This window comes from Acidimicrobiales bacterium, assembly GCA_033344915.1.
Lineage (GTDB): Bacteria > Actinomycetota > Acidimicrobiia > Acidimicrobiales > Aldehydirespiratoraceae > JAJRXC01.
Genome location: JAWPML010000001.1, coordinates 3,439,559 through 3,453,492, shown reverse-complemented (window position 1 = coordinate 3,453,492; position 13,934 = coordinate 3,439,559). Strand labels below are relative to the sequence as shown.

The following is a 13,934-nucleotide window of genomic DNA, read 5'->3' as shown; positions in this document are numbered from 1 at the left end:
GCTCAGACGGCGATCGAGCAGCCGTACTCGAAGAGCGCGATGTCGTCCGCCTGGTCCTCCACGATCCGGGCGACGAGGTCCTCCGGGGCTTCGGTTCGACTCGTGCGATTCGCATAGCGGGGCGGCCCGAGGTCCCATCCGAACCGCCGGGCCAGTTCGTCGCAGAACGGCTCGAACCGGGTCTGGATCCCGACGACGTCGATCGTGTCGAGGGCGTCCTTCGCCTGCTGGAGGCGCGCCGGGGTGAAGTCCACCTCGGTGAGCATCCCGCCGGTCATCTCCTCGACGGTGAGGCTGAGCATCTTCACCATGTGGTTCCGGATGACGAGCCGCCGCCACGGGTCCTCGTACAGCTCGGCGAGCGGGACGTCCTCCATCCCCGGCGTCTTCTCGCGATAGTGCCGAAGGCTCGACAGGGTGCGCTCGACCGGATGACGGAGCACGGTGAACGTGCGGAACCCGCCGCCGAGCAGTTCCGTGGTGCACAACGGGAAGTGGCCGGTGACGACCCGGATCTCGTCGCCGCGCGCCTCGACTGCCGCGATCGCGGCTTCGGGCAGGATGGTGACGTCGGGCTTCTGGCCGTCGTGTTCGCCCGGATAGAGCTGCTCGCGGGGGAACGCCTCGTTGAGGCGTTGCCACAGCGACGTGCCCGCGGTCTTCTGCATGTGCAGGAAGAAGAAGCGGTCGGCCACGGTCACTCGCTACGGCGCAGGAACCCGCCCGGGTTGAACGTGAGTCCGTGCTTCTCCACCCGCGTGTCCTGCATGAAGTCGCCGTGCTCGACGAGAATCCGGCGGACTGCGTTGAGCGGTGACGGGCCGTAGGCCGGCCAGACCGGGTGACCGCCGTAGATGGTGTTCTCCATGATGACGTAGCTCCCCGGCCGGACCATCGGCGAGTAGGCCGCGAACTCGGTCTGGAGCGTGGGCGCCGGCGCGCCGGAGCTGATCACGACGAGAGCGTGGGGGTCGTCGCCGACCAGGGCACGGACCTCGGCGATCGTTTCCTCGTCCGAGGGCACGCCCCGCACCTTCGTGAGGCGGGGATGGTTCGCCGGGTCCGATCCGTGACGACCCACCGCGATGACCTCGCCGTGGCCGAGCACAGCGCAGACGGTCGCCAGATAGTGGGCGGTGCCGGCGCCCGGCACCGTGGTGACGACGACATGGTCGGGGCGGATCCGGTCGAGCAGCTCCTGGTAGACGAGGAGGTCGCTCGGCGCGTTGACGAGGGGCTGGCCCCGCCAGGTGGAGTCCTGCCAGGCGAGGCTGTGCCAGTAGGCGTCGACGAACGAGGTGACCAGCTCGTCGGGCATCGGGTGGGCCCGCTCGGGGAGGCCGTCGACCCCGGTGTCGACGCGGCCCCGGCCGAACGAGGAGGCCGTCAGTCGGCGGCTGCGGGTGCGGTTCGACGCCACCGACTCGAACCCACCCACGTAGCGGACCGTCCGAGCCGGTCCTCGCATCGTGCGGCCCGTCCGTGACGCATAGTCCTCGCCGTAGCCGAAGGTCTTGGCCCGACGCCCTTCGACCTCCGTGTCGTTCGTGGTCGTGCCGCCGTGGACCTGGTGGAACGAGCCTTCGCCGATGATGCTCGACAGGGTGACGTCGGGATGCGAGGCGAGCCGTTCGTAGATCTCGAGGTTCGCGTAGCCGCCACCCGGCATCGAGAAGCTGTCGTCGAAGCCACCGACCTGCTCGAGGAGCTCCCGGGGGGCGAAGAGGCAGTTGCTCTCGAGGATGCCGTCGAACCAGTCGCGGCTGCCGATGAAGTGGCCGATCTCGAAGAGCCGGTACCCGTCCGAGGGCCATTCGATCCCCGTGAACAGAGCGTCCTCGTCGGACTGCGTGTACTCCTCGGCGAGGTCGGGCTGCTGGCCGGGGCCGACGTACCACTGTTGGGTGGCGACCACGGTCGGGCTGTAGGCGTCGAGGGCCGTCATGCCGTGACGGAGCACGCCGGGCGTGAGCACGTGGGCGCCGTCGATCATCAGCGCGACGTTCGTGCCGGTCGTGGCCGCGATGCCCTCGTTCAGGCCGTGGGTCGGCGACGGCGGCGCATCGGCCCCCATGTCGAGCAGACGGAACTCCGCGCCGAAGCTCTCCACGAACGCGGCGTCGAGGGCCTGGTCGGGGTCGGATCCGTTGTCGACGACGATGACCTCGTAGTGGAGGTCGTCGATGCCGCGCTGGTAGCCGCGCGTGAGCGAGTGCAACGTGCGTTCGGCCTCGCGGCGCATGTTGTGGAACACGACGACGATCGACAGATCCAGCCGGTCGGTGGGTCGTCCCCCGACGGTGGGCGCCAGCGGGGCGCGGTCGCGGACCACCGACGTCGAAGCCGCGGGAACGGTCTCGTCGGCCTTGATCCACGCCGTACCGGTCCACGCGATGCGATCGAAGTCGTCGATGCCGCGCTCGGTGCGGAACGCCTGCACCGCGGCCGCAGTCTGCGGGTCGTGCTCGTCCTCGACCACGACGATGCCGCCGGGTGCCACCCGGTCGTAGAGCGCCTCGAGGGCGGCACCGGCCTCGGCGCCGAGGCCGGGGCCGAGGCGCAGCACGGCGATCGACGAGATGTCGGCGTCCGGGAGCGTGTTGGAGGGCTTGCCCTGGAGGAAGCGCACGTCGTCGTCGAGCAGGTCGAAACGGGCGAACCCGTCGCGCACCTGGTTGAGGTCCGACAGCAGGTCGGCCGTGCCGGCCTCCCGCCAGGACCGGGCTCCGTCAGGCGGGGAGGCCCGGAACTCGTCGACCACCCACATCGCACGGTTCGGCGTCTCCAGGATGTCGAGCAGGCCCTTCATGAACATCGACGAGCCGCCGCGGCCGACGCCGACGTCGACGATGTCGCCATCCACGCCGTCGTCGTCGGCCCGGCGCAGTGCGGCCTCGAGCTGGTCGAGGCGTTCGCGGCCCATGTCCGCGTACGCGAAGTGACCGGGGCGGTCGGTGGCGCCGGGCGCGCCGGACTCGCGAGCGGCGCGGCGCTCGCGCATGTTCCGGGCTCGGGCCTTGACGGGGTCGCGCAGCTCCTCCTCGTTCAGGTCGCGGCCGCTGCGCAGGCAGGCGAGCAGGTAGTCGATGCGCTCTTCGTTCTCCAGATAGTGCTCGTCGAGGAGGCTGCCCTTCAGCAGGTCGATGTAGCGGTCCGTCGCCCGACCGAGGCGCTCGTTGCGCATCCGGTCGATGTTGTGCTCGAAGACGACCCCTTCGAGGCGGATCTGTTCGGAGAGCTCCAGGAGTTCCTGGGTGCCCTCGTGGGATTCGAGCCGGTCGAGGAACGCCACGACGTCGGGATGGGCGGCGAGGTACTCCTCGTCGGCGACGATCGCGAGCCCGAAGTAGATCGGGAGGATGACCTGCCGGATCGGCTTGTCGTGCTCGGCGATGAAGTCGTCCAGGCCGGTGCGCACGCCGTTGCGGGGCCCGCCTTCCTCGACCGCGTTCTCCAGCGTGATGTTCATGCCGCCGGCCGGGAGCAGCTTGGTTCGCCCGGGCATCATGCCCTTGCGCTCGTGGGGCTGGCGGTGCTCCTGTGGGATGTCGGAGGGGTTGTAGTAGAGGTCGCGGCGACCGTAGGGCCACCCGACGTCGTGGAGGATCATCAGTGGCAGCGGCTCGCCGGCCCGTTTGGCCCCGGCGGCGAGCTCGCGGCACTCGTTGTAGACGGTGTACCAGTTGTGGTCGCCGTCGATCAGGGCGAGGTCGAACGCGGGGAGGTCGGAAAGCACCTCGAGGCTGAGCGACTTGTGGAAGATGTAGCGACCGGGGAAGGCGGCCTCGTGGGCGCTCGGGTCGAACTGGGGCAGCGGATCGATGACGTGCAGCTCCGCGTCGGGGCGGAGGTCATCGAGCATCTTCGCCGTCGTCTCACCCCGCAGCGCCCCGATCTCGACGATGCGGCGGGCATCCGCGATGAGCACGAGCGGATTGATGACGGTGTCCCAGAACGGATACATGCAGGTTCCTCAGGTGCGGAGAGTCAGGGGTCGCGGCGGCGAGTGGACCACGGATAGTGTGGAGCCGACCACCTGAAGCGGTCAAGGGGACCACCCGGCCCAGCTCGGGGACCAATGTTAGGCCCAGTCCACGCCGTGTACCCTCTGCGGGTCATGGCCACACGTCGCGAGCGTTGGATCGGGGTCGAGAACACCCCGGGGCGCGAGGAGTTCTGGGCCGAGTGGCGCGCTCGTCAGCCGGGGTTCCGCGAGGCCGTCATGGCCGATGCCCGCATGGCCGCCCGCAACCGCGGTGAGATCGACGAGGTCGACGGGGCCCTCGACGCCATCGTGCTCGTGGTCCGTCTGTGCTTCACCGCCGACGCCTTCCTGGCGCAGGTGCTGTACCGCGCCCGCGTCGCCCTGCGGGTCCGGCGGGTGCCCGTGCTTCCCCGGTTGCTGCACCTCCTCTCGATCTCCCGGGGCCAGATCTGTATCGGCGATCCCGTCGAGATGGCGCCGGGGGTCTACCTCCCTCACGGCCAGGTGGTCATCGATGGCATCACCGTCATCGAAACGAGGGTCGTGATCGCACCGTTCACCACGATCGGTCTGCAGGCCGGTGCATTCCACGGGCCGGTCGTGCGTGAGGGTGCCCGGATCGGCACGGGCGCCCGCGTGCTCGGTGACCACGAGATCGGCGCCGGCGCCGAGGTCGGCGCCAACGCCGTTGTCACCCGCGATGTCGCGCCGGGCGCCGTGGTCGTCGGGATCCCGGCGCGTGTCCTCGGCTCGGGCGACGGATGATCGCCACGTTCGTCTACCCGTCGACGGGCAACGTCACGGGCGGCGAGGCGGTGCTCTACGAGTTCGCGAACGCGTTGAGCCGCCGCGGCGTGGAGGTGCACTTCCTTCACGGTCCGGCGTGGCCGGATCGGGTCTCCTCGCTCGACGACATCCCCGCGGTCTGCCGGCAGGCGGACGTGGTCCACCATCTCGTCGACGCGCTCGACGACCCGGCCGTGCCGGCGTCCGATGTGGTCTTCCACTCGGCCGCTCCGGAGCGTCTCGGTCTGCCCGTCACTGTCGTGCAGGGTCATCGGATGCTCTCGGAGCAGTGGGAGGCCGATGCCTTCCGCTCGCCGGGTCTGAAGGTCTGCGTGGCGGCGTGGCTGCTCCGGATCGGTGAGAGCTATGGCGTGCCCCGCGAGCGCATGGTCCATGTGCCACCGGGGCTCGATCACGACGTGTTCCGTCCCCATCGGCCGCTCACGGATCGGTCGATCGACGTGACGGTGCTGCACCACCCATTCCGCGAGAAGGGCTGGCCCACGGCGAGGGCGATGCTGGAACAGCTCCGGGCGCAGCGGCCCGACATCCGCGGCACCGTCTTCGGTCGACGGGTGCCCGACGACCTGCCCGCGGGTGTCGCGTTCATCGACTCACCGGATCACCAGCAGCTCGCCACGGAGATCTACAGCGACACCCGGATCTTCGTGCAGACCAGCCGCAACGAGGGCTTCGGGCTCACCCCGCTCGAAGCGATGGCGTGCGGCGCGGCGCTGGTCACCACCGACTGCGGCGGCTCGGAGGACTACGCCCTCCCGGGGCGCACGGCCGACGTCGTCGCAATCGACGACGCTCCAGCGGTCGCACGAGCCGTGATCTCACTGCACGACGACGAGCCGCGTCGGCTTGCCTACGCGCAGGCCGCGACGGCGCACGCCCGCACGTTCGACTGGGACGACGTGGGGGCGAGGCTGGAGACAGCCATCGGCGCGTACGTTGCCGATCCCGCACCGTTTCTCGTCGAACCGGGGCCCGAGCGGCCCGAACTGCGCTGAACGTCAGCGCCCGAAGGCGCCCGGATCGGCGAGGTAGTCGGCGAAGAACGACTCCATGAGCGCACCACTGCGGTCCCACGTGAACCCGAGGGCACGATCGCGTCCCGCCCGCGCGATTGCGGTGCGCAGCGGGTCGTCGGTGATTGCGCGCAGGGTCGCGGCGAGCAGGGCGTCGGCGTCCATCGTCGGGCTCACCAGGGCGGTGATCTCCTGCTCGGCGTAGTCCTCGGGGCCGCCGCAATCGGTGGTCACGAGGGCGGCCCCGCACGTCATGGCCTCCAGATTGGTCAGTCCGAAGCCCTCGACCACGCTGGAGCAGAGGAACACCGACGCCGTGTTGTACAGCTCGTCCACGAGCACGTCCGGTTCAGGCTCGCGGTGATATGTCAACCAGGTCGGGATCTCGGGTGGAGCCCAGGTGCCGAACGCGGAGAGCCGCACGTCGGGACGCTCCTCGTGCAGGCGGCCGAGGACCTCGATGGCGAGGTCGCCGCCCTTCATCGGATGCGAGTTCCAGCAGAACACGACATGCGGTCGGCGATCCTCGATCGGTTCGCGCAGCGAGAAGCGATCGTGGTGCAGGGCGATCGGGGTGTGGATCAGCTCGTGCTCCGGGACGCCGAGCTCGGTGCCGATTCGCAGCAGCCAGCGGGCGACGCACGCCTTCGGCGCCCGGGTCCGATAGGCGGCGATCTCGTGCGCCTCGGGGTACATGCGCCACCCCTGGATCACCTTGACCGGAAGCCCGAGCCGTGGGTTCTCGTCGACCGCGGGAGCGTGCCCCACGAACACGTCGGCGTCGGGGAGGGCGGACACGTCCGCGACGCCACCCTCGACGAACTGGTGGTTCACCGCAGCGTCGAACGTGAACCAGGGGAGTTCATCGAGTGACGCAACCGCGTCGTCACCGAACAGTTCGTGGTGCAGGAGGGTGACGTCGTGACCGCGGTGGGCGAGTGCGGTGGCGAACTCGTAGGTGATGGCGACACCGCCGACCGGATGGCGAGTGCTCGGAACCGGAAAGGAGAGCTTCACGCCCGTTGACCGGGATCGAAGAGCGAACGGAGATGGTTCGTCGCCGCCGGATCGTCGGCGATCGCCTTCGCGAGATAGACGACCTCCCCCTGGTCCAGGAAGACCTTCCCCGCATAGAGGTCGTGGGTCGCCTCGAGGGTGTGATCGATGCGACGGCGGTCGTCACGCGAGTCGTACTCGACGTAGAGCACCTTGATCGTCGGCAGCAACGCGGTGAGGCTCGCGAGCACGGCTGCCTCGAATCCCTCGACGTCGAGTTTCAGGATGTCGATGCGGGCGAGACCGGTGTCGGCCGCCCACCGCCCGGCGTGACGTACGGACACCATCTCGTGGTCGTCCGCCGTCCATTCGCTCGGGGTGAGCGACGTCATGCCACTGTCCTCGGCCCCCTGGTAGATCGGAAGTTCGCCGTCGTCGTCGGCGAGAGCGATCGGATGGATCGTGATGTTCGGGTACGCGGCGGCGTTGCGCTCGAGGATCGACCGCTGGAGGCTTCCGGGTTCGATCGTGTGGATCTCGGCCTCGGGGTAGTGCCGGGCGAAGTGCACCGCGGTGGCCCCGCAGTTGCCGCCGGCGTCGACGACGATCCGGACGTCATCGACGAAGGGAAGGACCGGATACGTCTGGTCCTCGAGGATCCCCTTGGACACCCACGCCGACGCGATCGTGTCCTCGCACTCGAACTCGAACGGGGGGTCGGCGTCGATCGTCAGCTTCACAACCCGCGAAGCTTAGGGCGTGCGCCCCGGGGCGCGAATGGGTCTCGCGGCCGTATCTCACGCCGAGGGCAGGCGGTACCCTCGCGGCCGTGGACTCCGACAGGTTCGTCTCCCGCGCGCTGGAGAACGTCATCCTCGAACACCGGGCGGCCGGCGATCCGTTCGCGTTTCCCCACACCGTGCAGGTCACGTCGTTCGGCGGATCCGGGACGACCTCGCTCACTCGCGCGTTCGTCGACGCCGATCTCGACCTGCCGCGCGGACCCGGTCAGTGGCCTCACAAGCACCTGCGCCGGCCACCGGCCGCGGACGTGGTGCCGGAGGGCTTTCGGGTCGTGTATCCGGTCGGCGACCCCCGCGATGCCGTCCTGTCGTTGTTCCGCCGCTCGTATCAGGTGGGCCACTGGAAGGCGATGCACGTCACGCCCACGGGTCTCGGCGAGCCGCCGCCGACGCTCGGTTCACTGCCGGATTTCCTCGAGGCCGGTGTGGACGAGTTCGCCATGGCGGATCACCTCAGGGGCTGGCTCGATCATCCGGGCGACTATCCCGTGATGTTCCTGCGTTTCGACCTGATCGAGGACGCCTGGGACGAACTGGCCGATTTCGTCGGGCTCCCCGCCGGGTTCGAGCCGCTGCGCTACGAGGACCGGCACAGTGACTGGAGTCGCACCCCTGCCGAGGTCCGAGAGCCGCTCGATGCCATGTACGGCGAACTGGCGCGGGAGATCGCCGACTTCCCGGCGGTGCAGGTCCGATGACCGACCGAGCGCCCGATCGCGACTTCGTCTTCAACATCGTGTGGACGGGCATCGTCTTCCCGTACCTGTCGCATCTCGTCGCCACCCAGCTCGCGCAGAGCGACGCGCGGTTCCGCTTCGTCCTCAACGCCTGTGCTCCGGACCAGATCGGTCTCATGGAGGCGTTCGCCGAGGCCCACCCCGGTCGTGTCGTGGAGATGATCGTCGTGTCCGACGACGCGATGATCACGCACGGCGCGGCGCTCGACCGGATCCTCACCACCCGCGACGACGGCGAGTTCTTCTGTCTCGTGGACAGCGACATCGCCGCGTCCGGCCCCTACGTCGCTGACTTCGCCGACCGCCTGGCCGCGGGGGCAGCCGGCATCACCTCCGGTCGGGGCATCTGGTCCGAGTCCGACGTGATCCCGGAGGGACACGCGGGCGTCAACGGCGAGTACTTCTACGGCCCCGACGGCTACCTGTTCGGCAGCCCCCACTTCGCGATGTATCGCCGTGACGCGCTCCTCGAGGTGCGCGAACGGTGGGACATCGGATTCGGGTCCGGCGCCGGTCTCTCCGACGAGGCGCTCGCCGTGCTGGCCGCCGCAGGGCAGAACTACTGGCTCTACGACACCGGCAAGCTCCTGAACGTGTTCCTGCAGGAGTCGGGTCACCGTCTCGAGCATCGGGAGCACGCGAGCCTCCTGCACATCGGCGGGATGTCGCACTATCTCTCGCCGCCGGAGACCGTCGGTCAGGGCGGACTCATGGACCTCGGTACTGTCGATCGGGAGAACTGGAACCCCGCCCGCCTCGAGGTGGCCGAGTTCAGCGCCGCCGTGCTGAAGGCGGCCGTGCACCACGAGCCGGTCCCCGAGGTGCCGGCCGGGCTCGACCCCGACACGACGGCGAAGCTGACGCTCGTGCGCACGACCATCCTCGACGCGGTCGGCTGAACACCTGGTCAGGTGATCGTCAGTCGTCATCGGCAATGAAGATCGACGCATACCGGCCGAAGAGGCCGGGCGCGAAGTCGACGCTGCTCTCGTCGAAGAAGCGGACCAGTGCCCACTCGGTTCCGAACAAGATCCCCGGTTCGTCGACGGTGTCGCCGAGGACCGTGAATTCGATCGTGGTGCTGGTCTCGCCCGGGAGGAAGGTGACCGAGCCGGAGTCGGCCACATAGTCGACGCCGGGGACGAGGTAGGTCAGCGTGTCCACCGTCTCCCAGCTGGCCTCGATGGTCTTCCCGCTCGGCGCCGACAGCGTGACCGGCACGCTCACGACGGTCGGACCGCTGTCGCCTTCGGTGACGAGCACGATGCCGGGCGTCATCACCGGCGCCGCGTCGTCGTCATCGATCCAGAACGTCCCGTCGGCGCCTGAAGCGAGCACGGCGTTGGTCGGGTCGGAGAGGACGACCGTCCCGTACTCGCGGTCGGGATCGCCCTCGTCGAGGAGATCACCGTGAATTTCGACGTCCACCGAGGCGGTCGTGACGCTCGGGGCGAACGTGACGGTGCCGGAGGCCGCGGTGTAGTCGACTCCGGCGACGGCGTCGCCCGGGCCACCACCGACGCTCCAGTCGACGGTGACGGGGAGGAGAGGTGCGACGTCGAGTGTGATGTCGACGGACACCGTTCGGGTGCCGCTGTCCCCCTCGAGGATCGTCGCGGTGCCACCGGTGACGACCGGAACGGCGTGCACGGTCACCGCGACGGTCGCGAGGTCGCACTGCAGGGTCAGGTTGCAGATCTCGTACGTGAAGCTGGTGGCCCCGACGAACCCGGGATCCGGTGTGAACGTCATCTCGCCGTCGCCGGGGCCGTCGGTCACGACACCGTCGGCCGGCCCGGTCACCAGGTGGATGTCGGCGGATGCCGCCGGTCCGTACGGATCGGTGTCGTTGGCGGCCACGGGGATCGTGACCGGCTGGTCGGCGACCGTCGCCGCCGCGTCGTCCCCGGCCGTCGGCGCCGCGCTGCAGACCGGGAGGCTCGACCGACGAACGAAGATGTCCGTCACGCCGTTGGAGTCGCCGTTGACCAGGTTGCTCGCCGCGGACGTGAAGGTCACCGTGCAGCCGTCGTCGCTCAACGCGGGCTCGGTCGACGCACCGTTGGCGTCGCCGCCACCGACCGCCGTCGAGATCCGCTCGATCGCGCCGGTCGTCCAGTCCTTGAGGAAGACGTCCGTCGCCCCGTTGTCGTCACCGCTCACGAGATTGCTGGCGTCGGAGGCGAAGGCGACCATGCGGCCGTCGTCGGAGATCGCGGGATCGAAGCTCGCTCCGTTGCCCTGGGAGCCGCCGGAGCTGACCGACATGCGGCTGATCGCGGCACCGTCGTAGCGCATCCGGAACACGTCGTCGACATTGTTGGTGTCGGACACGAAGGACGCTCGATTGCTGGTGAACACCACCCACGAGCCGTTGCCCGAGATCATCGGGTCGTCGACGGCACCCCAGTCGCTGATGCAGGTGCCGGGGCTCGACGTGCCGCCCCAGGTCGTCGTGGGGCCGTTCGCCACCATGATCTCGGACCGGCCGATGCAGGTCCCGCTGTTCGTGGTCTGATAGGTCTGCGCCTCGTAGGCGACGCGCCCGGCGTTGTCGGACGGCGAAGGCGTCATCATGCCGTGGATCTGCGTCGGGGTGCCGCAGCTACGCATCAGCGTCTGGTCGACGTTGCCGTCGTAGCTGGCGACGGCGCGCTGGATGGCGTTGCCTCCGCCGACGACGCAGAAGGCCGTGTTGTAGTTCCCGTAGGCGCCGACCGCGTAGACGATCCGAGACCCGTCGCCGGAGATCTCCGGCGCCCGCATGGAGTTGGTGAAGTTCAACGAGCCGTCGTTGCCGCCCGCCTCGCAGTAGGTCCCGCAGAGCGTTCGGCGATCCTCGATCAGGATCTGGCGACCGTTGCTGCGGTACATGAAGCGCACCCGGCCGACCCCGGTCTGCCAGATCCCGTCGAGGTACGCGATGCGATTGCCACTGTCCTCGATGGAGCCGTGGGTGCAGCCGGCCTGGCACGCCCCCGGGGCCCGGCTCACCCGCTCGGTGACGCCCGTCGACAGGTCGTGGACGAACACGTCCAGCACACTGTTGGGATCCGCGGCGAGGTTCGAGGCGGCGGACGTGAAGACGATCGCCGACCCGTCGCCGTCGATGGCGGGATCGGTACTCGCGCCGTTCCCCTGGGCGCCGGACGAGCTGACGCTGACCCGGACGGTCGTCGGCCCCACGATGGCGGCCGCCGGTCGGGTGCTGATCGGCGCGATCGCGACGAGCGTCCCGAGGAGCGCCAGTACCAGCGCGATGCGAAGCGGACGGAGAGACATGGTGGTTCCCTTTCAGGTGCTTGGTTCACCTGGTGGGATGCAGCGTCCGGCGCCGATGTTCCATCGAATACGCGAAACGACCCCTGCGGAGCAGGGGCCGTACGCAGCGCGCCCGGAGAGATTCGAACTCCCGACCTTCTGATCCGTAGTCAGATGCTCTATCCAGCTGAGCTACGGGCGCAACGGGGAGCCAGTGTACGCCTGCTGTGCGCAGGCGCCACCGGTTACCCCTCAGCGGAGACGGTGGGATTTGAACCCACGAACGCCTTGCGACGTTACTTCCTTAGCAGGGAAGCGCCTTCAACCTGGCTCGGCCACGTCTCCTGACAGCGCGTGAGGTTATCCCGCGGCGCTGCGGTCGCGTCATGCGTATCGCAGTCGGGCCCGCCGACCCCCGGCCCGGGCGGGCTAGAGGCGGTCGACGGCGCGGGTGAACGACTCGGTCACCCGGTCGAGGTCGGCCTGGGCGAGGCTCGTGTAGAACGGGAGCCGCAGCAACCGTCGGCTCACGTCGTCGGTCACCGGGCAGGCCAGCTCACGGGCGGCCACGGCCACGCCCCCGGGCGCGCTGTGCAGCGGCACATAGTGGAACGTGGCGTAGATGCCGTCGTCGTTCATCGACTTCAGCACCTGGTTACGGGCCTCGCCGTCGGGAAGCAGCACGTAGAACATGTGGTACGACTGCTCGCAGTGGTCGGGGATGACCGGCAGGCGGATGCCGTGGCTGTCCACCAGCGGGCCGAGCGCGTCGCGATAGTGCTCGAACACGTGGCGGCGTTTGGCCAGGATCGATTCCTTCTCCTTCAGCTGCCCGTAGAGGTAGGCGGCGAGGACGTCCGCCAGACCGAATGAGGAGCCGAGGTCCTGCCAGGAGTACTTGTCGACCTGGCCGTGCAGGAACGCCCGCCGGTTCGTGCCCTTGTCGTAGATCACGTGGGCGCGGTCGGCATCGGCCCGGTCGTTGACGACGAAGGCACCACCCTCGCCGCAGATGAAGTTCTTGGTCTCGTGGAAGCTGATCGCCGAGAAGCGACCGAAGGAACCGAGCGGCGCCCCCTTGTAGGACGCGAAGAGGCCCTGGGCGTTGTCCTCGACGAGTTCGGCCCTCGGCCACTCGTCGAGCACGGCCCGGATCTCGTCGATCTGGCCGCCGATGCCGGCGTAGTGGATCGGGATCACGGCCCGCACCGTGTCGTCCATGATCTCGGCGAGCCGGCCGGCGTCGATGCCCAGCGTGTCGGACTCGATGTCGCAGAACAGGACACGGGCCCCCTGGCGGACGAAGGAGAGGGCGGTGGTGACGAACCCGAACGAGGGCACGACGATCGTGTCGCCGGGCTCGAGGTCGAGCAGGATCGCGGCCATCTCGAGCGCGGCGGTGCACGATGTGGTGAGCAGCACGTCCGCCGCGCCGGTCGCCTCCTTCAACTCGTCGACCGCGAGCTGGCTGAACGGGCCCGAGGCCGACGTGTGGCCGTGCTCGACCGCCGTCTGGATGTACTCGATCTCGCGGCCCTCGATGCTCGGCCGGTTGAACGGGATGAAGTTGTCGGGGATCTCGTTCTCAGCCATGCACCATCCGCCCCTCGGCCCACCAGTGATGGGTGTAGGTGACGCTGTGCAGCATGTAGCCGGCCTTCTCGAGAAAGCGCAGGGGAGCGAGGTTCCGGGCCGCGCACGGGCCGCCGAGCGTCGGTCCGTCATCGGCCCAACGGACGAGTTCCTCGAGATGGAGGTAGGACGCATCGGTTCCCGGCTTGGTCAGGGCCAGGAGGTCGATGCGGTGGAGGTCCTCGAACACATGGGTGCCGATGCCGGTGATCCCGTCCTCGTCGGCCGAGATGGTGACGAGCCGGTGGTCCTCCTCGGCCGCCCGGTGGATCCAGGCCCGAAGCATGCGGGTCGCGGCCGGCCGCCCGAAGCGGGGGTCGGATCCGAAGCGACTCCAGGGCGCGAGGAGGTCGAGGTACTCGTCGACCGCCTCCAGATCCTCGGCGGTCGCGATCCGACCGACCGAGGGGGTGGGACGGTGTTCGAGCGGTCCGGCGCGGCGATGCATCAGCTGGTTGACCTCGACGAGCCGGAACCCCGCGTCCTGCGCGGCGATCGACGTGTGACTTCCCTCGGGGGTGTGGGTGCCGTACACACAGTCGAACCGACGATCCTGTGCCTCGGCGACGATCTCCTCGAGGTCGGCCTTCGTGGCGCCCGTGAGATCGACGGCACCGATGCTCACCTCGAAGAACTCGCTGTCCCAGGGGAGGGCCTCGATGCGTTCGGACATCTGACCATTGGTACCACCGGCAACCGG

11 protein-coding genes and 2 tRNA genes are annotated in these 13,934 nt (G+C 69.0%); 4 read left to right on the top strand and 9 right to left on the bottom strand.

Translation table 11 applies throughout. The features are described 5' to 3' along the window. Positions 1–2: 2 nt before the first annotated feature. Together R8F63_16625 and R8F63_16620 are read right to left on the bottom strand one after the other, a co-directional pair. A complete protein-coding gene (locus R8F63_16625; protein ID MDW3220236.1) occupies positions 3–695 on the bottom strand; it encodes a hypothetical protein in 693 nt (230 codons plus the stop codon). A 2-nt stretch (positions 696–697) separates the two neighbouring features. Then, positions 698–3,964 carry a CmcI family methyltransferase gene (locus R8F63_16620; protein ID MDW3220235.1) on the bottom strand — a complete coding sequence of 1,089 codons (3,267 nt, stop codon included), beginning with the start codon at positions 3,962–3,964 and terminating at the stop codon, positions 698–700. A gap of 153 nt (positions 3,965–4,117) precedes the next feature. On the opposite strand from R8F63_16620, the gene R8F63_16615 reads away from it, so the two are divergent. Next, positions 4,118–4,750: a hypothetical protein gene (locus R8F63_16615; protein MDW3220234.1), complete on the top strand. Its 633-nt coding sequence runs from the start codon at positions 4,118–4,120 to the stop codon at positions 4,748–4,750. Continuing rightward, the gene (locus tag R8F63_16610; protein ID MDW3220233.1) at positions 4,747–5,787 is read left to right on the top strand and encodes a glycosyltransferase family 4 protein; all 1,041 of its coding nucleotides are present in this window, start codon (positions 4,747–4,749) and stop codon (positions 5,785–5,787) included. Before R8F63_16615 ends, R8F63_16610 begins: the two co-directional genes overlap by 4 nt. Before the next feature lie 3 nt (positions 5,788–5,790). Here the strand turns inward: R8F63_16610 and R8F63_16605 are convergent, their stop codons facing one another. Together R8F63_16605 and R8F63_16600 are read right to left on the bottom strand one after the other, a co-directional pair. Then, positions 5,791–6,822: a glycosyltransferase family 4 protein gene (locus tag R8F63_16605; GenBank protein ID MDW3220232.1), complete on the bottom strand. Its 1,032-nt coding sequence runs from the start codon at positions 6,820–6,822 to the stop codon at positions 5,791–5,793. Further along, entirely contained in the window at positions 6,819–7,541 is a 723-nt protein-coding gene (locus R8F63_16600; protein MDW3220231.1) for an FkbM family methyltransferase, read from the bottom strand. Before R8F63_16600 ends, R8F63_16605 begins: the two co-directional genes overlap by 4 nt. Positions 7,542–7,630: 89 nt before the next feature. Between R8F63_16600 and R8F63_16595 the strand changes: the two genes are divergently transcribed. Together R8F63_16595 and R8F63_16590 are read left to right on the top strand one after the other, a co-directional pair. Next, a complete protein-coding gene (locus tag R8F63_16595) occupies positions 7,631–8,302 on the top strand; it encodes a hypothetical protein (GenBank protein ID MDW3220230.1) in 672 nt (223 codons plus the stop codon). Next, complete coding sequence (locus tag R8F63_16590; GenBank protein MDW3220229.1) at positions 8,299–9,240, top strand: hypothetical protein; 942 nt, start codon at positions 8,299–8,301, stop codon at positions 9,238–9,240. The genes R8F63_16595 and R8F63_16590 overlap by 4 nt, the downstream gene beginning before the upstream one ends. A gap of 19 nt (positions 9,241–9,259) precedes the next feature. Here the strand turns inward: R8F63_16590 and R8F63_16585 are convergent, their stop codons facing one another. The 5 genes from R8F63_16585 to R8F63_16565 form a co-directional block, all read right to left on the bottom strand. Beyond that, complete coding sequence (locus R8F63_16585; GenBank protein ID MDW3220228.1) at positions 9,260–11,623, bottom strand: Calx-beta domain-containing protein; 2,364 nt, start codon at positions 11,621–11,623, stop codon at positions 9,260–9,262. A gap of 107 nt (positions 11,624–11,730) precedes the next feature. Next, positions 11,731–11,804, bottom strand: a tRNA-Arg gene (locus R8F63_16580). Between the two features lie 54 nt (positions 11,805–11,858). Then, positions 11,859–11,947: transfer RNA gene (locus R8F63_16575), tRNA-Ser, on the bottom strand. An 84-nt stretch (positions 11,948–12,031) separates the two neighbouring features. Then, complete coding sequence (rffA, locus tag R8F63_16570; protein ID MDW3220227.1) at positions 12,032–13,195, bottom strand: dTDP-4-amino-4,6-dideoxygalactose transaminase; 1,164 nt, start codon at positions 13,193–13,195, stop codon at positions 12,032–12,034. Beyond that, a complete protein-coding gene (locus R8F63_16565; protein ID MDW3220226.1) occupies positions 13,188–13,907 on the bottom strand; it encodes a hypothetical protein in 720 nt (239 codons plus the stop codon). The genes rffA and R8F63_16565 overlap by 8 nt, the downstream gene beginning before the upstream one ends. Positions 13,908–13,934 lie beyond the last annotated feature (27 nt).

Excerpts from the sequence above, each read along its gene's own strand:
- R8F63_16590 (MDW3220229.1), top strand. The coding sequence starts at position 8,299 with ATGACCGACCGAGCGCCCGATCGCGACTTCGTCTTCAACATCGTGTGG.
- R8F63_16585 (MDW3220228.1), bottom strand. The coding sequence starts at position 11,623 with ATGTCTCTCCGTCCGCTTCGCATCGCGCTGGTACTGGCGCTCCTCGGG.
- R8F63_16565 (MDW3220226.1), bottom strand. The coding sequence starts at position 13,907 with ATGTCCGAACGCATCGAGGCCCTCCCCTGGGACAGCGAGTTCTTCGAG.
- R8F63_16610 (MDW3220233.1), top strand. The coding sequence starts at position 4,747 with ATGATCGCCACGTTCGTCTACCCGTCGACGGGCAACGTCACGGGCGGC.
- rffA (MDW3220227.1), bottom strand. The coding sequence starts at position 13,195 with ATGGCTGAGAACGAGATCCCCGACAACTTCATCCCGTTCAACCGGCCG.
- R8F63_16615 (MDW3220234.1), top strand. The coding sequence starts at position 4,118 with ATGGCCACACGTCGCGAGCGTTGGATCGGGGTCGAGAACACCCCGGGG.
- R8F63_16620 (MDW3220235.1), bottom strand. The coding sequence starts at position 3,964 with ATGTATCCGTTCTGGGACACCGTCATCAATCCGCTCGTGCTCATCGCG.